Genomic DNA, 18,647 nt, shown 5'->3' on the forward strand with positions numbered 1-18,647 from the left:
GTGGAAGCTTTCATTCTCAGCGAAGTGGAACAGGGCGTGATGACGATTACCCTTAATCGCCCGGACCGTCTGAACAGTTTTAACGACCTGATGCATCAGCAGCTGGCGGCGTGCCTGAAACAGGCCGAGCGTGACGACAGCGTGCGCAGTTTACTGCTGACCGGCGCCGGGCGCGGCTTTTGCGCCGGACAGGATTTAAATGACCGCAACGTTGACCCCAGCGGTCCTGCACCGGATCTCGGCCTATCGGTCGAGCGTTTCTATAACCCGCTGGTACGCCGTCTGGCGGCCCTGCCGAAACCGGTCATTTGCGCGGTAAACGGCGTCGCGGCGGGCGCGGGAGCCACACTGGCGCTGGGCTGCGATATCGTTCTGGCGGCGCGTTCGGCGAAGTTCGTCATGGCCTTCAGCAAACTCGGCCTGGTACCTGACTGCGGCGGCAGCTGGTTTCTGCCGAGGGTGGCGGGACGCGCGCGCGCGATGGGGTTAGCGCTGCTGGGCGATAGCCTGAGCGCAGAGCAGGCGGCGCAGTGGGGGATGATCTGGCAGGTGGTGGACGACGCCGATCTGAAAGACACCGGCCTGGCGCTGGCGCGTCATCTGGCCGCCCAGCCGACCTATGGCCTCGGGCTGATTAAGAAAGCCCTGCGGCTGGCGGAAACGCAGACCCTGGACCAGCAGCTTGAGCTTGAGCGCGACTATCAGCGTCTGGCCGGGCGCAGCGCAGACTATCGCGAAGGCGTCAGCGCTTTTCTGGCCAAGCGTCCACCTCAATTCAGCGGGAAATAGCCGATGAGCACAACGTTACCTACCGTCGCGGTGATAGGCAGCGGCACCATGGGCGCCGGCATTGCCGAAGTGGCCGCCGCCGCAGGGCATCCGGTACTGATTTACGACATCGCTCCTGGGGCGGTGGTTCGCGCCATCGACGGGATTCGCCAGCGGCTGGCCTCCCGCGTCAGCCGCGGCAAGCTGGCCGCGGAACAGGCCGGGGTGCTGCTGTCGCGTCTGGCCCCGGCGGAGACGCTGAGCGCTCTGGCCTGCGCGCAACTGGTTATCGAAGCGGCCTCCGAGCGTCTGGAGGTCAAAAAGGCATTGTTCGAACAACTGGCGGCGATCTGCTCCCCGTCGACGCTGCTGGTCAGCAACACGTCATCGATTTCGATCACCGCCATCGCCGCGGGGATACAACACCCGGAGCGAGTCGCCGGGCTGCACTTCTTTAACCCGGCCCCGGTAATGAAGCTGGTGGAAGTGGTCAGCGGTCTGGCTACCTCGGCGGAAGTCGTCGAACAGCTCTGCCAGCGGGTCAGCCACTGGGGAAAACAGCCGGTTCGCTGCCGCTCAACGCCCGGTTTTATCGTCAACCGCGTAGCGCGGCCGTTTTATGCCGAAGCGTGGCGGGCGCTGGAGGAGCAGGTCGCCGCGCCGGAGGTGATTGACTCCGCCCTGCGCGACGGCGGTGGTTTCCCCATGGGGCCGCTGGCGCTGACCGACCTGATTGGCCAGGACGTCAACTTTGCGGTGACCTGTTCGGTATTTAACGCCTTCTGGCAGGACCGTCGCTATCTGCCGTCGCTGCTGCAGCAGGAGCTGGCGCTGGCCGGACGGCTGGGCAAAAAAAGCGGGCAGGGGGTCTACTGCTGGCCTGCTGACGCACTGCCTGACCTGGCGCTGGCCGCCGTATCAGCAGAACGCGCAGCAAAGCACATAAAACGTGACGTTGTCACCGAGCTGGATGAGGTGCTGCTGCTGGAAACAACCGGTGAAACCGCCCTGGCGTTAAGCCTTAAGCACGGCCGTCCGGTGGTGGTCTACGACCATAGCGCAGGCGATACGGTGGTGCTGGCCAGCGCGGAAACCACCTCTCAGGCGGCGATCGATAAAGCAACTTTCTATTTTCAGCAGCAGGGCAAAAAGGTGCTGCGGATCGCCGACTATCCCGGCCTGCTGGTATGGCGGACGGTGGCGATGCTGGTTAACGAAGCGCTGGACGCGTTGCAGAAGGGCGTCGCCGGCGCGGAGGATATCGATACCGCCATGCGTCTGGGCGTCAACTACCCGCGCGGCCCTCTGGCGTGGGGAGAATCACTTGGCTGGGGCCGGGTACTGCGGCTGCTGGAAAACCTGCAGCGGCATTACGGCGAAGAGCGCTATCGCCCCTGTTCCTTGCTGCGTCAGAAGGCGCTGATGGAGAGACATCATGAGCAATGAAGCCTGGCGCAACGCCCGGGCGATGTATGAGAACGATAACTGTGCGAAAGCGCTGGGAATTGAAATTATCGAGATGGACCAGGGCTACGCGCAGATGACCATGGCGGTCACCCCGAACATGCTCAACGGCCACCACTCCTGCCACGGCGGACAGCTGTTTTCGCTCGCCGATACCGCTTTTGCTTACGCCTGCAACAGTCAGGAGCTGGCGGCGGTCGCCTCAGCGGCGAGCATCGATTTTCTTCGACCAGCCTTTGTCGGCGAGCTGCTGACCGCGACGGCGAGAGTTAAGCATCAGGGCAAACTGACCGGGGTCTATGACATTGAAATCGTTAACCAACAGCAAAAAGTGGTCGCCCTGTTTCGCGGTAAATCGCACCGCATCGGCGGCACAATCACAGGAGAAGTCTGATGCGCGACGCCTTTATTTGTGACGGGATCCGCACGCCGATTGGCCGCTACGGCGGGGCGCTGGCCAGCGTGCGCGCTGACGACCTGGCCGCTATCCCGTTGCGCGAGCTGCTGAACCGTAACCCGAAATTTGACCCGGCATCGATTGACGATGTGATTCTCGGCTGCGCCAACCAGGCCGGCGAAGATAACCGCAATGTGGCTCATATGGCGACGCTGCTGGCGGGCTATCCGCACACCGTACCCGGCACGACTATTAACCGCCTGTGCGGCTCCGGTCTCGACGCTATCGGCTTCGCCGCCCGAGCGATCAAAGCCGGAGAGGCGGATCTGATGATCGCCGGCGGCGTCGAGTCGATGTCGCGCGCGCCGTTTGTGATGGGCAAAGCCAGCGCCCCGTATCAGCGCCAGGCCGAGCTGTTTGATACCACTATCGGCTGGCGTTTTGTGAACCCGCTCATGCAGCAGCGATTTGGCACTGACAGCATGCCGGAAACGGCGGAGAATGTAGCTGAATTGTTAAATATCAGCCGCGCCGATCAGGACGCTTTTGCGTACCGCAGCCAGCAGCGTACGGCCCAGGCCCAGCGCGACGGCATTCTGGCGCAGGAGATCGTGCCGGTACCGATTATCGACCGGAAAGGGGCGGTAAACGTCGTGCGTGACGACGAGCATCCGCGGGCGGACACCACCCTTGAACAGCTTTCGCGGCTAAAAACGCCGTTCCGCCAGGGCGGCGTAGTGACCGCGGGAAACGCCTCTGGCGTCAACGACGGCGCCGCGGCGCTGATTATCGCCAGCTCGCGGCAGGCCACCGCCCAGGGGCTGACGCCGCGGGCACGAATTGTGGCGATGGCGACGGCGGGCGTCGAGCCGAAGTTGATGGGGCTCGGACCGGTACCGGCGGTACGTAAAGTGCTGGAGCGCGCCGGGCTGAACATAAACGATATGGATCTGATTGAGCTGAATGAGGCCTTCGCCGCCCAGGCGCTGGGCGTGCTCAGACAGCTGGGGCTGGCGGATGACGCCCCGCATGTTAACCCCAACGGCGGCGCCATCGCCTTAGGCCACCCGTTGGGGATGAGCGGAGCCCGGCTGGCATTGAGCGCCAGCCTGGAGCTACAGCGCCGCAATGGGCGCTATGCGCTGTGTACGATGTGTATTGGCGTGGGTCAGGGCATTGCCATGATCCTTGAGCGAGTGTGAGCGAATCTACCTGCGAGTACCCTACAAAATGACAACGATAACGCAATTAGACCCGATTGAAAGCGCATCGCGCGACGAGCTGCAGGCCCTGCAAACCCAGCGTCTGAAGTGGACCCTGAAGCACGCCTATGACAATGTGCCGATGTATCGCCGCAAATTCGACGCGGCGGGCGTTCATCCGGACGATTTTCATGAGTTGAGCGATCTGAGCAAGTTTCCCTGCACCACCAAGCAGGATCTGCGCGACAACTATCCGTTTGATACCTTTGCGGTGCCGATGGAGCAGGTGGTGCGCATCCACGCGTCTTCGGGCACCACCGGCAAGCCGACGGTGGTGGGTTATACGCAAAACGATATTGATAACTGGGCCAATATTGTCGCCCGCTCCCTGCGCGCGGCGGGCGGGACGGCAAAAGACAAAATTCATGTCGCCTACGGCTATGGTCTGTTTACCGGCGGGCTAGGCGCCCACTACGGCGCGGAGCGTTTAGGCGCGACGGTGATACCGATGTCCGGCGGGCAGACCGAAAAGCAGGCCCAGCTAATCCGCGATTTTAAGCCGGATATGATTATGGTGACGCCGTCCTACTGCCTGAATCTGATTGAAGAGCTGGAGCGTCAGATGGGCGGCGACGCCAGCGGCTGCTCACTGCGGGTGGGAGTGTTCGGCGCGGAGCCGTGGACCCGCGCGATGCGTACGGAAATCGAGCGTCGTCTGGGGATTTCGGCGCTGGATATTTACGGCCTGTCGGAGGTGATGGGGCCCGGGGTAGCGATGGAGTGCCTGGAAACCGCCGACGGTCCGACGATCTGGGAAGATCACTTCTACCCTGAAGTGGTGAATCCGGACAACGGCACGCCGCTGGCGGACGGCGAACATGGCGAGCTGCTGTTCACCACCCTGACCAAAGAAGCGCTGCCGGTGATCCGCTACCGTACCCGCGACCTGACCCGTCTGCTGCCAGGGACTGCCCGCACTATGCGCCGGATGGATCGCATCAGCGGGCGCAGTGACGATATGCTGATTATCCGCGGCGTGAACGTCTTCCCGTCGCAGCTGGAGGAGGAGATCCTCAAGTTCGAACATCTGGCGCCGCACTATCAGCTGGAGGTTAACCGCCGGGGCCATCTTGATTCACTTTCGGTGCGCGTGGAGTTAAAAGAGAGCGGTCTGGCGCTGAACCACGAACAACGTTGTCAGATTTGTCATCAGCTGCGCCACCGGATCAAGTCGATGGTGGGGATTTCGACCGATATCAGCATTGTTAACTGCGGCAGCATCCCGCGCTCTGAGGGCAAGGCCTGCCGCGTGTTCGATCTGCGCAAGGCGGCCGCTAACGGATAACACCTTCTCCCGGAGGCGGCGCATTGCGCCTGTCCGGGCTACCCGACGACACAACTCCCGTAGCCCGGGTATGGCGTTTACGCCGCGACCCGGGGAGTGTGCCGGGGTTGATGTATCCATGGTCGTCTGCGGGCCGGTAGCCCGGCCAGGTGCGCAGCACCGCCTCGCAATTTCCTGTGCTATGATTCAAAAAGGACAAAAATCACAACAGAATGAATCAGATGAGTAAACTCGACACCTTTATTCAGCAGGCCGTCGCCGCGATGCCCATCAGCGGGACCTCGCTTATTGCTTCTTTATATGGCGACGCCTTGCTCCAGCGCGGCGGAGAGGTCTGGCTCGGCAGCGTGGCGGCGCTGCTGGAAGGGCTTGGATTCGGCGAACGATTCGTGCGTACCGCGCTGTTCCGCCTGAATAAAGAAGAGTGGCTCGATGTGGTGCGCATTGGCCGCCGCAGCTTCTACCGCCTCAGCGACAAAGGCCTGCGTTTGACCCGCCGGGCGGAGCATAAAATCTATCGCGCCAGCGCGCCGGAGTGGGATGGGACCTGGCTGCTGCTGCTGTCGGAAGGGTTGGAAAAAAGCACCCTGGCGGAAGTCAAAAAACAGCTGCTATGGCAGGGATTTGGCGCGCTTGCGCCGAGCCTGCTGGCTTCGCCATCACAAAAGCTGGCGGACGTACAGTCTCTGCTGCATGAAGCGGGCGTGGCGGAAAACGTTATCTGTTTCGAAGCGCATTCCCCGCTGGCGCTCTCTCGGGCGGCGCTGCGCGCTCGCGTTGAAGAGTGCTGGCATCTTACCGACCAGAACGCGATGTATGAAACGTTTATCGCCCTGTTTCGACCGCTGCTGCCGCTGCTTCGCGACTGCGAGCCCGCGGAGCTGACGCCCGAACGCAGTTTCCAGATTCAGCTGCTGCTGATTCACTTCTATCGCCGGGTGGTGCTGAAAGATCCGCTGCTGCCTGAAGAGCTGCTCCCCGCGCACTGGGCCGGACAAACCGCGCGCCAGCTGTGCATCAATATTTATCAACGCGTTGCGCCCGGCGCGCTGGCGTTTGTCAGCGAGAAGGGCGAAAGCTCGGTGGGGGATCTTCCCGCGCCGGGACCGCTCTATTTCCAGCGCTTTGGCGGACTCGCAGGCGTATAAGGAGAGGCTATGCCCATTTATCAAATTGACGGTATGACGCCGGTGGTACCGGACGAGAGCTACGTTCATCCCACCGCGGTGCTAATTGGCGACGTGATCCTCGGTAAAGGGGTCTACGTCGGGCCTAACGCCAGCCTGCGCGGCGATTTTGGCCGTATCGTGGTGAAAGATGGCGCCAACATTCAGGATAACTGCGTGATGCACGGCTTTCCCGGCCAGGATACGGTCGTGGAAGAAGAGGGGCATATCGGCCACGGCGCGATTCTGCACGGCTGCACCATCGGGCGCAACGCGCTGGTGGGCATGAGCGCGGTGATTATTGATGGGGCCAGCATTGGGGAAAACAGCATTGTCGGCGCTTCGGCCTTTGTGAAAGCCAACGCCGAAATGCCCGCTAACCATCTGATTGTCGGCAGTCCGGCAAAAGCCATTCGTACATTAAGCGAACGGGAGCTGGCCTGGAAGAAGCAGGGGACGCGGGAGTATCAGATGCTGGTGGAGCGCTGCAAACAGACGCTGCATCAGGTGGAACCGCTCAAAGAAGCAGAGCCGGACAGAAAGCGGCTGGCGTTTGATGAGAATTTGCGGCCGAAATCATCATCCTGAGGGGGTAAATCATGGCAGAGAAATTATCCGCTCAGTGCCACTGCGGCGCGGTGGCCTTTACCGTTGAGCTTAGCGATGGCTTCAACACCGTTCGCCGCTGTAACTGTTCATATTGCCGGATGCGTGGGGCGGTCGCGGTCTCCGCGCCGCTTTCAGGAATAGATGTTATACGCGGACGGGATAAGCTCACGGAGTATCGTTTTAATACCGGTCAAGCCGTGCACTTTTTCTGCTCCGTGTGTGGGATCTACACTTTTCATCAACGGCGTTCAAACCCGCAGCAATATGGCGTGAATGTGGCCTGCATAGACGGTGTGTCGCCTTTTGATTTTCCCTGCGTGGAGGTCAACGACGGCGTGAATCATCCAAAAGATGGCGGCGGTGGCGTGGTGGGGTATTTGCGCTACGAGAAAAAGTGAAACTCTCCTCCCGCCGGGGCGGGAGGAGTCAACTCTTATGCGGCAACAACGCTGTCGATAGCGGCTTTCGCATCGGTCTGCGCTCTCGCTGCAACTTCCGGGCCGTAGGCGATGCCTTCAGCGAACACGAAGTTCACGTCGGTGATGCCGATAAAGCCAAGGAAGGTAGACAGGTACGGCGTTACCAGGTCCGTCGGGGTATCTTTATGGATACCGCCGCGGCTGGTGACGACGACAGCGCGTTTACCTTTCACCAGACCTTCCGGCCCTTTCTCGGTGTAGCGGAAGGTCACGCCAGCGCGCGCTACCAGGTCGAAGTAGTTTTTCAGCTGGGTAGGGATGTTGAAGTTGTACATCGGCGCCGCGATAACAATCACATCATTCGCCTGCAGTTCAGCGATCAGTTCGTCGGAAAGCGCCAGCGCTTCCTGCTGACGCGGCGTCAGCGGCGCATCGCTCGGACGCAGAGCGCCAACCAGTTCGCCGTCCAGAACCGGAATGGGGTTTGCAGCCAGGTCGCGCACGGTGATAACGTCTTGCGCGTGCTTTTCACGCCATTGTTCAACAAAATAGTCGGACAGCTGACCAGATTGCGAGTACCCTGCCAGAATACTGGATTTCAGAACTAATACTTTGCTCATGGGTGTTTCCTTTTTTAATGTGATTGACGGGCCGTTGCCCTGGTGCTTGTTGACACTCTATTCACAATCATGTCGCAGAGAAAGCGCAATAAATCGAACTCTGTATTCAGTTTTTTTGAACAAGGCACGAATTGCGCGGATGTGGTACTCTAACGCAATACATCAAAAGAGATTTTTCCCGGCAGTGCGCTGCCCGATAACGCTATGACAGAACAACAAAAAATAACCTTCTCTCAGCTCTTTGCACGGCTGGATGGCCTGATGCTGCGCGATAAGTCGCGCTTTGCCCGTCGCCTGCACGGCGTGAAGAAGGTTAAAAATCCTGATGCCCAGCAGGCCATCCTTCAGGAGATGGCGCAAGAAATTGAACAGGCGGCAGGGAGAGTCCTGCTGCGCGAAGCCGCCCGACCGGCTATCGATTATCCGCAGAATCTGCCGGTTAGCCAGAAAAAACAGGAGATTCTCGAAGCCGTGCGCGATCACCAGGTGGTGATTGTGGCGGGGGAAACCGGTTCGGGGAAAACCACCCAGCTGCCAAAAATTTGTATGGAGCTGGGGCGCGGCGTTAAAGGCTTAATTGGCCATACGCAACCGCGTCGTCTGGCCGCGCGTACCGTCGCCAACCGTATCGCCGAAGAGCTGCAAACGGAGCCGGGCGGCTGCATTGGCTATAAAGTCCGCTTTAGCGACCACGTCAGCGATAACACCATGGTTAAGCTGATGACCGACGGTATTCTGCTGGCGGAAATCCAGCAGGATCGGCTGCTGATGCAGTACGACACCATCATTATCGATGAAGCGCACGAACGCAGCCTCAATATCGACTTCCTGCTTGGCTACCTGCGGGAACTGCTGCCCCGTCGCCCGGATTTGAAAATTATAATCACCTCGGCGACCATCGATCCGGAACGCTTCTCGCGCCACTTTAACAACGCGCCGATTATCGAAGTGTCCGGGCGCACCTACCCGGTAGAAGTGCGCTATCGACCCATCGTTGAAGACGCCGACGACACCGAGCGCGATCAGCTGCAGGCGATATTTGACGCCGTTGATGAACTCGGGCGCGAAAGCCCCGGTGATATCCTTATCTTTATGAGCGGCGAGCGTGAAATCCGCGATACCGCCGATGCGCTCAATAAGCTGAATCTGCGCCATACCGAAGTGCTGCCTCTGTATGCGCGGCTTTCCAATAGCGAACAGAACCGTGTGTTCCAGGCCCACAGCGGGCGGCGGATCGTGCTGGCCACCAACGTCGCCGAAACCTCGCTGACCGTGCCGGGCATCAAGTACGTTATTGACCCGGGTACCGCGCGTATCAGCCGCTACAGCTTCCGCACCAAAGTGCAGCGCCTGCCTATTGAGCCGGTTTCCCAGGCGTCGGCTAACCAGCGTAAAGGCCGCTGCGGTCGCGTGTCGGAAGGGATCTGTATTCGTCTCTATTCGGAAGATGACTTCCTGTCGCGCCCGGCATTTACCGACCCGGAGATTCTGCGCACCAACCTGGCATCTGTTATCCTGCAGATGACCGCGCTGGGCCTGGGCGATATCGCCGCGTTTCCGTTTGTTGAAGCGCCGGATAAACGCAATATTCAGGACGGCGTTCGCCTGCTGGAAGAGCTGGGGGCGATTACCACCGACGAACAGCAGACCGCTTATAAGCTGACGCCGATGGGCCGTCAGCTTAGCCAGCTACCGGTGGACCCGCGTCTGGCGCGCATGGTGCTGGAAGCGCAAAAACACGGCTGCGTGCGCGAGGCGATGATTATCACCTCGGCGCTCTCCATTCAGGACCCGCGCGAGCGGCCAATGGACAAGCAGCAGGCCTCTGACGAGAAACATCGCCGTTTCCACGATAAAGAGTCCGACTTCCTGGCGTTCGTCAACCTGTGGAACTACCTGGGCGAGCAGCAAAAAGCGCTCTCCTCGAACCAGTTCCGCCGCCAGTGCCGGGTCGATTTCCTCAACTACCTGCGCGTGCGCGAGTGGCAGGATATCTATACCCAGCTGCGTCAGGTGGTGAAAGAGCTCGGGCTGCCGGTGAACAGCGAGCCGGCGGAGTATCGCGAAATTCACACCGCGCTGCTGACCGGTCTGCTGTCGCATATCGGTATGAAAGACGCCGACAAGCAGGAGTTTACCGGCGCGCGCAACGCTCGCTTCTCCATCTTCCCTGGATCGGGGTTGTTCAAAAAGCCGCCAAAATGGACGATGGTCGCCGAACTGGTGGAAACCAGCCGCCTGTGGGGGCGTATCGCCGCGCGCATTGAGCCGGAGTGGGTCGAGCCGGTGGCGCAGCATTTGATCAAACGCTCGTACAGCGAACCCCACTGGGAGCGCGGGCAGGGCGCGGTGATGGCGACGGAAAAGGTCACCGTTTACGGGCTGCCGATTGTGGCGGCCCGCAAGGTCAACTATAGCCAGATTGATCCGGCGCTGTGCCGCGAGCTATTTATCCGCCATGCGCTGGTGGAGGGCGACTGGCAGACTCGTCACGCCTTCTTCCGTGACAACCTGAAGCTGCGCAACGAGATTGAAGAGCTGGAGCATAAGTCGCGCCGCCGCGATATTCTCGTCGATGACGAAACGCTGTTTGAGTTCTACGACCAGCGTATCAGCCATGACGTCATCTCAGCGCGCCATTTCGACAAGTGGTGGAAACAGGCCAGCCGCGAGACGCCGGATCTGCTCAACTTTGAAAAGAGCATGCTGATTAAGGAAGGCGCGGAGCAGGTCAGTAAGCTCGACTATCCGAACTTCTGGCACCAGGGCAACCTGAAGCTGCGTCTCACCTATCAGTTTGAACCGGGCGCCGACGCTGACGGCGTAACGGTGCATATTCCACTGCCGCTGCTCAACCAGGTGGAAGAAGCCGGATTTGAGTGGCAGATCCCGGGGTTGCGTCGCGAGCTGGTTATCGCCCTGATTAAATCGCTGCCGAAGCCGGTACGGCGTAACTTCGTTCCAGCGCCGAACTACGCGGAGGCGTTTTTAGGCCGCGCGACGCCGCTGGAGCTGCCGCTGCTGGATTCCCTTGAACGTGAGCTGCGGCGGATGACCGGCGTGACTATCGACCGCGAGGCCTGGCAATGGGATCAGGTACCCGATCATCTGAAAATCACTTTCAGGGTGGTGGACGAGAAAAACAAGAAGCTGCAGGAAGGGCGCTCGCTGCAGGATCTGAAAGATGCGCTGAAAGGTAAGGTGCAGGAGACGCTGTCCGCGGTTGCCGATGACGGTATCGAGCAGAGCGGGCTGCATATCTGGAGCTTTGGCCGGCTTCCGGAGAGCTACGAGCAGAAGCGCGGCAACTACAAAGTTAAGGCCTGGCCGGCGCTGGTGGACGAGCGCGACAGCGTGGCGATCAAGCTGTTTGATAACCCGCTGGAGCAGCAGCAGGAGATGTGGCGCGGCCTGCGTCGCCTGCTGCTGCTGAATATCCCGTCGCCGATTAAATACCTGCATGAGAAGCTGCCGAATAAAGCCAAGCTGGGGCTCTATTTCAACCCCTACGGCAAGGTGCTGGATCTGATCGATGACTGTATCTCCTGCGGCGTGGATAAGCTGATCGATGAAGCGGGCGGCCCGGTATGGACCGAAGAGGGCTTTGCCGCGCTGCATGAAAAGGTGCGCGCTGAACTCAACGAGACGGTGGTGGAAATCGCCAAACAGGTTGAGCAGATCCTGACCGCGGTGTTCAATATCAATAAACGCCTGAAAGGCCGCGTGGATATGACCATGGCGCTTGGGCTGTCGGATATCAAATCGCAGATGAGCGGGCTGGTGTATCGCGGTTTCGTCACCGGCAATGGCTTCCGCCGCCTTGGGGATACGCTGCGCTATCTGCAGGCGATTGAAAAGCGGCTTGAGAAAATGGCGATCGATCCGCACCGTGACCGCGCGCAGATGCTCAAGGTGGAGAGCATCCAGCAGGCGTGGCAGCAGTGGTTGAATAAGCTGCCGCCTCAGCGCCGTCAGGATAACGACGTGCAGGAGATCCGCTGGATGATTGAAGAGCTGCGCGTCAGCCTGTTCGCCCAGCAGCTCGGCACGCCGTATCCGATATCCGACAAGCGAGTGCTGCAGGCAATGGACGCGATTGTGGCCTGATACTACGGCAATGGCGTTTTCATTCTCTTTCAGGGAATGGAAACGTCATGCCAAATTATTAAATATCCATTATGCGTTCGTCTTAATATTATTGATCTTAACGACAGCCAGAACGGCTAATGCTGTAGTATAAAACATATAAATTCGGATGAAATAAAGTATTGCTAAAACTAATTATTTAAAGGGATGTAAATATTATATGAATATAAAAATCGTCACGATGATTTCAATTTTAACCGCAGCGTGCTCTTCGGCCTTTGCTAATGAAAAGACCACGACGACTTGTGCAGAAAAACAGTTATTTATCAATAGTTCAAACTATATGATTCTGACAAAAATGCCGCCCATGATGCCGGGCGAGAAGTCTCTTAGCGTGCACTTTTCCGGTAAAGGAAAACTTTATCGTTATGAATCATCCGGCACGATGTCACTTTCTCACTGCGGGCAACTGGAAAGTCGCGCTGAAACGGAAGAGCGTGATATTGGTAATAATAAGACAATGCGAAGCACAACGACTGTCATCCGTGATAAACAAAAGGGCTGGCTGACGGAGATGAGAATCGACGGCTTTTATCCGAATAAGACCAGCATCGATAGCCGACATTACTATACCGACGAATTGGGCCGAATTGTCCGCGCAGAAGGCCAATATAAAATGGATGACAAACTGCTGGAAACCACGACCTGGGAATATCTTTATGACGATCAAAATCGCCTGATTCGTGAAGTGATAAAGCCCACGGGTTCTCCGGCGGCAATCATCGTCGACTATTACCACGATATCAATGGGCGTTTAGCACATGTTACCGAAGAGTCACGTTCCCGACTCCTGCGCTGGGACGGACAAGGGCGCTGGCTGTCGAGCCTGCTTCTGGGACTGACGGCTGAAAATCGCTCCCGTTTCGAGGAAAAATGCGTAAGGTGGGATGTTGTCGGAAACTGCACGCAGGAGAACAGGTGGGAAGCTGATACAGCTCGCGCGGGGGCCGACAGGGAAATAGAGGTAAATTATCAGATTGAATATCAGCCGAATCATTCTCAATGATTTGCTCTGTAAACAAGGATGTTACTCACTGATGCAAAAGACATGTGCAATCTGATATGTAATCCATTATCAGAATTAACCCATCACCATAGCTAACATGATCCGGATTGTAGCTTCGCGCCGCAATCCGGATTTTCAGACTCATTATTCGTTCACCCACGCGAGGGTGAACCCGTCCCAGCCTTTGCTGCCCACCGTTTGCAGGGCCGTGACCGTCAGCCGCGGGTCGCTGCCCATCATGTCGATAAACGCTCTGACGCCCTGCACCCGGTCGTCCTCGCTATCCGGGTTCGTCACTTCGCCGTCGCGCACCACGTTATCGCCCACAATCACTGTCCCCGGGCGAGAATAGCGCAACGCCCAGCGCAGATAGCCAGGATTATTCGGTTTATCCGCGTCGATAAAAATGAGATCGAACGGCGGGCGATCGCCCAGCTTTTCCAGGCTGGTCAGCGCCGGGCCTTCCAGTACCGCAACGCGATCGTTCACGCCTGCCAGACGGAGGTTCTCGCGCGCGACGGCGGCATGATGCGCGTCGGCCTCCAGGGTGAGCAATTCACCATCGACGGGCAACTCCCTGGCCATCCAGATCGTGCTGTAGCCGCCGAGCGTGCCGATCTCGAGGATGCGTTTGGCGCCCGTCATGCGCACCAGCAGGGCCAGGAACTGCCCCTGATTGGCGGCGACGTCGATCGCCGGAAGCCCGGCGTGCTGATTATTCGCCAGAACCTGGCTGAGGAGCGGATCGGTGGGGATTAACGCTGTCACGAGATAATTATCTACTGCCGACCACTGTTGTTGCATGTCAGATTTCCCGTATTACATCCCTGATGAATCAGACCAGCCGCCTCCCAGCGACCGGTACAAATCAACTTGCGCCAGCAGCAGGTTGTTTTTCACCTGTACCACGCTGAGCTGGGTGGAAAACAGCGTGCGCTGGGCGTCGAGTACATCCAGATAGGATGAGTAGCCGTTGCGATAGCGGTTCTGGGCGATACGTAGCGTCTCCTTAGCAACGTTCTCCTGTTCAAGTAGCTCCGCCAACTGATCGCCGTAGCGATTAATGGCATCGAGGCTGTCGTTCACCTCTTTAAACGCGGCGCGCACCGTTTTTTCATAGCTATACAGCGCCTGATTGCGCTGGGCCATCGATACGTCGACCTCAGCATTCAGCGCCTGGCGGTTGAGCAACGGCGCCAGAATGCTGCCGCCGAGGCTCCATAAGCGTAGCGGATTATCCAGCAGGTCGGGCAGGGTGCGATCCTGCAGGCTGCCGGTGGCGGTAAGGTTGATGGACGGCAGCAGCTGCGCCTGCGATGACGCCAGGGTGGCGTCGGCGGCCACCAGTTGACGCTGGGCCTGAACGATATCCGGTCGGCGGTTGAGCAGGGTTGACGGCAGCTGGGAAGGTAGCGATAGCGGCGAAAGCTGCGCGAACGCGTTGCGCTTAACGGCGCCCGGATTGGCGCCGAGCAAAAGGCTGAGCGCATTTTCCTGCTGGGCGATTTGATGGCGCAGCGGCGGAATTTGCGCGCGCGTGGAGCGCAGTTCGGAGTCCGCCTGCATCAGCTCCAGGCGCGAGGTATAGCCGGTTTCAAACTGGCGTTTCGCCAGGTTGAAAGCGTCTTCGCGTGATTTTAGCGTTTGTTGCGTCACCCGCAGCTGTTCATCCAACGATAGTAGGGTGATGTAACTGACCGCCACCGAAGAGGCGACGGTCAGGTTCGCCGCGGCGGCCGCAGCTTTTTGCGCTTCCAGGCTGGCTTGCGCCGCGCTGGCGGCGCTGCGGTTTGCGCCCCAGAGATCAACATCGTAGCTGGCGGTCAGCGCGCCTTTATACACCGTACTGTGAACGGGCAGCCCGGTAGCCGCCGACTGGGACCGCGCGCGGGTGCCGGTCAACCCGGCGTCGAGCGAGGGAAACAGGCTGCTATCGGCGGCGTAGGCCCGGGCCTGGTACTCGTTGACCCGTTCGCGAGCGAGCAGCACGTCGCTGTTATAGCGCAACGCCTGGTCGACATACTGGTTGAGCGTGCTGTCATGAAAATTGCGCCACCACACGCCCTCAACGGGGCTGGACGGACCGACATCCGCCCGCCAGGCGGCAGGGATCTGTAAACCGGGCGCGGCCTGCTGAACGTCCGCGGACTGGCAACCGACCAGCACAAGGATAACGGCGAGAGCGAGCGGACGAATCATTGCTGTTTCTCCGCGCGGGTATCAATGGTGACCTGCACCGACATCCCCGGCCGCAGACGCTGGCCGTTCTTCTGCCCCTCATCAACGGCGATGCGTACCGGAATGCGCTGGGCGATTTTCACGAAGTTACCGGTGGCGTTATCCGGGGAAATGGCGCTGAACTCGACGCCGGTCGCCGGAGAGATGCTCTGCACCGTGCCGGTGAATTTCTCGCTGTTCAGCGCATCAACGGTAAAGGTCACCGGTTGCCCGACGCGCACCTGCGCCAGCTGGGTCTCTTTGAGATTCGCGATCAGCCAGTGCTGCGGCGGCACCAGCGAGGTGAGATGCGTCCCAGCGGTCACGTAGGCGCCAAGGCGAACCGAGATTTGCCCGAGCTGACCGTCAGTCGGCGCGATAATCCGGGTGTTTTGCAGGTCGATCTGCGCCAGCTCCAGCGCTGCTTTTGCGCTGGCGACGTCGGCGAGCAGCGAATCGCGGTTAACGATGGTGGATTGCAGGTCCTGGCGTGACATCTCCAGCGTTGCTTTGGCCTGCTCGATATCCGCGGTACCTTGCGCCGCGCTGGCGCGGGCGGAATCACGTTCGCGAATCGATAGCGAGCCGTCAGCGGTCAGCTCCTGAACGCGTTTTAAATCGGCCTGGGTTTTCAGATTCTGCGCGCGGGCGTTCTGCAGCGCCGCTTCGTTACGTGCGATGACCGCCTCGGCGCTTCTGCGCTGTTGCTGATTGTTCTTCAGCGCCGCCTCTTTCATCGCCAGCGTTGCTTGCGCCTGATGGACGCGCTGCTTATAGATGCGCTCGTCAATCTGGAACAGCACGTCGCCGGCTTTCACCTGATTAAAATCCTGAACCTTAACCTCGGTGATATAACCGTTGACCTGCGGGCTGATAAACGTGGTTTGCCCGCGAACGTAGGCGTTATCGGTAAACTGGCTTTCACGGGTAAACGGCGGCAGCTGCCAGGCATAGAGAATAACCAGTACGCCAACGATGCCAATGGCGGCGGCGGTGAAAATCGAGACGATGCGAATATTATTTCGGGTGTTGGCCTGCTGTTTGGCCGCATCCTGCTGACTCATAATGACTCCAGAGTGAATTTTATTTACTTCCCGTTGCGCGTTTCAGCGCGATACGGGCGGTAATACGTAATCTTATTAAGCGCCAGAAAACCCATACCAGCGTGGCGGCTGAAATCGCCGCCGTCAGCAGATAGGTATCATTGTAAGCGAGAATATTGGCCTGCAGCGTGGCGGCGTTTTGCAACAGCATGGTGGCCTGAACATTGAGCAGGGTGCTGTCGCCAATCTGGCTTTGATACATCTGGCTGTACTGCTGTATACGCTCGGTAATCAGCGGATTGAGCGTGGTGAGCTGGTCGGCGAGCTGGCTGGAGTGAAACTTCTCCCGCCAGGTCTGGAAAGTACCGAGAATGGCGGAGCCCAGCAGGCCGCCGATATTCTGACTCATGCCGAACAGTACCGAGAAGCTCACCAGGTTGCGCTGGTCGGCAATGACCCCGCCAATCCCTGCCAGCATCGCCGGGGCGAGGAAGAAAGCGCTGCCGAAACCCAGCAGAAACTGACTGAACATCAGCTGCTCCGGGCGGGTCAGGATCGTCGACTGGCTGTCGAGCAGCGATCCAACCATAATTAACGCCAGCGCGGTGGCGGTGGGCCAGTAGAGGCGCTGCGGGTTGAGCGTCAGACAGCTGGCGACAATACCGCAGAGGATCCCGGCGAAAATCGACCACGCCAGGTTGGTCATCTGTTCGTTCTGCAGGCCGACGTACTGCAGCCAGCCGATGACGCCGGTATTCTGCTCCGCCAGCACGATACGGATCAGCAGCATAATCAGCCCGAGACGCAGAATACTGCCGCTGGAGAGCCATTTGATATTGAGCAGCGGGTTGCTGCGGTTATGCTCAAAAGCAATCGCGGAGACAATCAGCACCACAGCGCCCGCCAGCGCCCAGCCGATCCACGACGCTTCGAACCACCAGTCCAGCCGCCCCAGCGACAGCACCGCGGTGACCAGCGCCATCCCTGGCGCCAGCAGAAAGAAGGTGATGAAATCTTTTTTCTCAAATACCTTTTTCCGATCGCTTGGCGGCAGCTTGAGGGCGATCACACAGGCCAGCGACACCAGCGCCAGCCCCAGTTCAAAGAAGTACAGCCCGCGCCACTCGTCGATTTGCAGCAGCTCGGTGGAGAACAGGCGCGCCAGCGGGATCGCCAGCGATGAACCGGTGATGCCGATGGTCAGCGCTTTGAGCCGATGGCGGGCGGGCCAGGCCTGCACCTGATAATAAATCCCCAGCGAGCTTAGCGCCGCGGCCACCATGCCGTGGGCGGCGCGGACCATCAGCGCGGAACTCAGGTCGTTGACGAACAGGTGGAAGAAGGTCACCAGCACGTAGAGTACGAGAAAACCTTCGGTAAAAGCGCGCAGGCCGAACTGCTGGCGGAACTTCACCAGCAGCAGGTTAATGGACACGTTGGTCATTACGTAGACTGCCGGGAGCCAGGCAATCTCCGTCGACCAGGCGGCAAAAGTACCCTGCAACAGCTGTAGATTAGCGGTCACCACCGCATTGCCCAACGCGCCGGTCAGGCATACCAGCAGCCCGACGATCCCGTAGGCAATGCGTTTTGGCGTACTGTGGATCGGGGTCGACGGCGAGCCGAGGATCGCTGGTTTTTCGTGCGGGGCCCAGTCGTGAGGAATATAGGGATTGGCGTGTCGGCGAGGCATTATTTTTTCTCGACCTCGCGCAGCAGCTTCTCCAGTACCTGCTGCGTCTGCTGCTGCTCTTCGGGGGTAATGGCGGTAAGGATCTCCTCCCGCAAATCATCGGCCACCGTTTTCACCTGCTGGTACACTTCAAGGCCTTTGGCGGTGGCAATCAGCAGCCGTTTGCGTTTATCGCGCTCGGTTTTCACCCGCTCGACCAGACCGAGATCGACCAGCCGGTTGAGCAGCGGTACGAGGGTTGCGCTTTCGACGCCCAGCTCCTGGGCCAGCTCGCTTTGCGATAGCGGCTTTTCGTTGCGCGCGATGGCGGAAACGGCGACCCAGCTGGCCTGGCTCATGCCAAGGTCCTTGAGTCGGCGGTTGACCGCCAGGCGCCAGTGGTGGGCGGTCAGATATAAAAGATGGGAAAAGTTAAGCTGTCGGTTATCCATAGATCAGCCTGCAATATCGTTAGAGCTCTAATGATTTTTGCCTGACCAGAACGAGAATTCAAGCCCGTTTGGTAAAAACAGGTTAACGGTATGTGCGTTTAATGTGGAATAAGACTTGCGA

Annotated in this window: 16 protein-coding genes; 10 read left to right on the top strand and 6 right to left on the bottom strand. The window is 59.2% G+C overall.

Annotated elements, in window-relative coordinates; translation table 11 throughout:
* The 8 genes from paaG (at position 1) to K7H21_RS13220 (ending at position 7,349) form a co-directional block, all read left to right on the top strand.
* Positions 1 to 789, top strand: coding sequence for a 2-(1,2-epoxy-1,2-dihydrophenyl)acetyl-CoA isomerase PaaG (paaG, locus tag K7H21_RS13185; RefSeq protein ID WP_004120958.1), 789 nt, complete (start codon positions 1 to 3; stop codon positions 787 to 789).
* Positions 790 to 792: 3 nt separating this feature from the next.
* On the top strand, positions 793 to 2,214 hold the full coding sequence (locus K7H21_RS13190; RefSeq protein ID WP_223035843.1) for a 3-hydroxyacyl-CoA dehydrogenase: 1,422 nt from the start codon (positions 793 to 795) through the stop codon (positions 2,212 to 2,214).
* Positions 2,204 to 2,626, top strand: a complete 423-nt coding sequence (gene paaI, locus K7H21_RS13195; RefSeq protein WP_223035844.1) for a hydroxyphenylacetyl-CoA thioesterase PaaI — start codon at positions 2,204 to 2,206, stop codon at positions 2,624 to 2,626. Before K7H21_RS13190 ends, paaI begins: the two co-directional genes overlap by 11 nt.
* Complete coding sequence (gene pcaF / locus K7H21_RS13200) at positions 2,626 to 3,831, top strand: 3-oxoadipyl-CoA thiolase (RefSeq protein WP_112165183.1); 1,206 nt, start codon at positions 2,626 to 2,628, stop codon at positions 3,829 to 3,831. The genes paaI and pcaF overlap by 1 nt, the downstream gene beginning before the upstream one ends.
* Positions 3,832 to 3,859: 28 nt before the next feature.
* The gene (paaK, locus tag K7H21_RS13205) at positions 3,860 to 5,176 is read left to right on the top strand and encodes a phenylacetate--CoA ligase PaaK (protein ID WP_004120947.1); all 1,317 of its coding nucleotides are present in this window, start codon (positions 3,860 to 3,862) and stop codon (positions 5,174 to 5,176) included.
* A 221-nt stretch (positions 5,177 to 5,397) separates the two neighbouring features.
* A complete protein-coding gene (gene paaX, locus K7H21_RS13210; RefSeq protein ID WP_162626003.1) occupies positions 5,398 to 6,324 on the top strand; it encodes a phenylacetic acid degradation operon negative regulatory protein PaaX in 927 nt (308 codons plus the stop codon).
* Positions 6,325 to 6,333: 9 nt separating this feature from the next.
* Positions 6,334 to 6,930: a phenylacetic acid degradation protein PaaY gene (gene paaY, locus K7H21_RS13215; protein WP_004120943.1), complete on the top strand. Its 597-nt coding sequence runs from the start codon at positions 6,334 to 6,336 to the stop codon at positions 6,928 to 6,930.
* An 8-nt stretch (positions 6,931 to 6,938) separates the two neighbouring features.
* The gene (locus K7H21_RS13220; RefSeq protein ID WP_029669679.1) at positions 6,939 to 7,349 is read left to right on the top strand and encodes a GFA family protein; all 411 of its coding nucleotides are present in this window, start codon (positions 6,939 to 6,941) and stop codon (positions 7,347 to 7,349) included.
* A gap of 35 nt (positions 7,350 to 7,384) precedes the next feature.
* Here K7H21_RS13220 and azoR read toward each other — a convergent pair whose 3' ends face one another.
* Entirely contained in the window at positions 7,385 to 7,990 is a 606-nt protein-coding gene (gene azoR, locus K7H21_RS13225) for an FMN-dependent NADH-azoreductase (RefSeq protein WP_223035845.1), read from the bottom strand.
* 261 nt (positions 7,991 to 8,251) lie between these two features.
* Between azoR and hrpA the strand changes: the two genes are divergently transcribed.
* Positions 8,252 to 12,097, top strand: a complete 3,846-nt coding sequence (gene hrpA, locus K7H21_RS13230) for an ATP-dependent RNA helicase HrpA (protein WP_232391414.1) — start codon at positions 8,252 to 8,254, stop codon at positions 12,095 to 12,097.
* A gap of 199 nt (positions 12,098 to 12,296) precedes the next feature.
* Complete coding sequence (locus tag K7H21_RS13235; RefSeq protein ID WP_004120931.1) at positions 12,297 to 13,142, top strand: hypothetical protein; 846 nt, start codon at positions 12,297 to 12,299, stop codon at positions 13,140 to 13,142.
* A gap of 144 nt (positions 13,143 to 13,286) precedes the next feature.
* On the opposite strand, the gene K7H21_RS13240 is transcribed toward K7H21_RS13235, so the two are convergent.
* The 5 genes from K7H21_RS13240 to K7H21_RS13260 are packed head-to-tail and all read right to left on the bottom strand — an operon-like array spanning position 13,287 to position 18,526.
* Positions 13,287 to 13,946 (bottom strand): O-methyltransferase, encoded by a 660-nt coding sequence (locus K7H21_RS13240; protein ID WP_049115430.1) that lies wholly within the window; start codon positions 13,944 to 13,946, stop codon positions 13,287 to 13,289.
* Positions 13,947 to 13,961: 15 nt separating this feature from the next.
* The gene (locus K7H21_RS13245; protein ID WP_223035846.1) at positions 13,962 to 15,341 is read right to left on the bottom strand and encodes an efflux transporter outer membrane subunit; all 1,380 of its coding nucleotides are present in this window, start codon (positions 15,339 to 15,341) and stop codon (positions 13,962 to 13,964) included.
* Positions 15,338 to 16,423, bottom strand: coding sequence for an HlyD family secretion protein (locus K7H21_RS13250; protein ID WP_049115427.1), 1,086 nt, complete (start codon positions 16,421 to 16,423; stop codon positions 15,338 to 15,340). The genes K7H21_RS13245 and K7H21_RS13250 overlap by 4 nt, the downstream gene beginning before the upstream one ends.
* Before the next feature lie 19 nt (positions 16,424 to 16,442).
* Complete coding sequence (locus K7H21_RS13255) at positions 16,443 to 18,095, bottom strand: MFS transporter (protein WP_087829463.1); 1,653 nt, start codon at positions 18,093 to 18,095, stop codon at positions 16,443 to 16,445.
* Positions 18,095 to 18,526, bottom strand: coding sequence for a MarR family winged helix-turn-helix transcriptional regulator (locus K7H21_RS13260; protein WP_004120921.1), 432 nt, complete (start codon positions 18,524 to 18,526; stop codon positions 18,095 to 18,097). The genes K7H21_RS13255 and K7H21_RS13260 overlap by 1 nt, the downstream gene beginning before the upstream one ends.
* Positions 18,527 to 18,647 lie beyond the last annotated feature (121 nt).

Source organism: Klebsiella sp. CTHL.F3a (genome assembly GCF_019890895.1).
Taxonomy (GTDB): domain Bacteria; phylum Pseudomonadota; class Gammaproteobacteria; order Enterobacterales; family Enterobacteriaceae; genus Klebsiella; species Klebsiella grimontii.

Coding starts and splice junctions, on each gene's coding strand:
- K7H21_RS13190 (WP_223035843.1), top strand. CDS start 793: ATGAGCACAACGTTACCTACCGTCGCGGTGATAGGCAGCGGCACCATG.
- paaI (WP_223035844.1), top strand. CDS start 2,204: ATGAGCAATGAAGCCTGGCGCAACGCCCGGGCGATGTATGAGAACGAT.
- pcaF (WP_112165183.1), top strand. CDS start 2,626: ATGCGCGACGCCTTTATTTGTGACGGGATCCGCACGCCGATTGGCCGC.
- paaK (WP_004120947.1), top strand. CDS start 3,860: ATGACAACGATAACGCAATTAGACCCGATTGAAAGCGCATCGCGCGAC.
- paaX (WP_162626003.1), top strand. CDS start 5,398: ATGAGTAAACTCGACACCTTTATTCAGCAGGCCGTCGCCGCGATGCCC.
- paaY (WP_004120943.1), top strand. CDS start 6,334: ATGCCCATTTATCAAATTGACGGTATGACGCCGGTGGTACCGGACGAG.
- azoR (WP_223035845.1), bottom strand. CDS start 7,990: ATGAGCAAAGTATTAGTTCTGAAATCCAGTATTCTGGCAGGGTACTCG.
- hrpA (WP_232391414.1), top strand. CDS start 8,252: ATGCTGCGCGATAAGTCGCGCTTTGCCCGTCGCCTGCACGGCGTGAAG.
- K7H21_RS13235 (WP_004120931.1), top strand. CDS start 12,297: ATGAATATAAAAATCGTCACGATGATTTCAATTTTAACCGCAGCGTGC.
- K7H21_RS13240 (WP_049115430.1), bottom strand. CDS start 13,946: ATGCAACAACAGTGGTCGGCAGTAGATAATTATCTCGTGACAGCGTTA.
- K7H21_RS13245 (WP_223035846.1), bottom strand. CDS start 15,341: ATGATTCGTCCGCTCGCTCTCGCCGTTATCCTTGTGCTGGTCGGTTGC.
- K7H21_RS13250 (WP_049115427.1), bottom strand. CDS start 16,423: ATGAGTCAGCAGGATGCGGCCAAACAGCAGGCCAACACCCGAAATAAT.
- K7H21_RS13255 (WP_087829463.1), bottom strand. CDS start 18,095: ATGCCTCGCCGACACGCCAATCCCTATATTCCTCACGACTGGGCCCCG.
- K7H21_RS13260 (WP_004120921.1), bottom strand. CDS start 18,526: ATGGATAACCGACAGCTTAACTTTTCCCATCTTTTATATCTGACCGCC.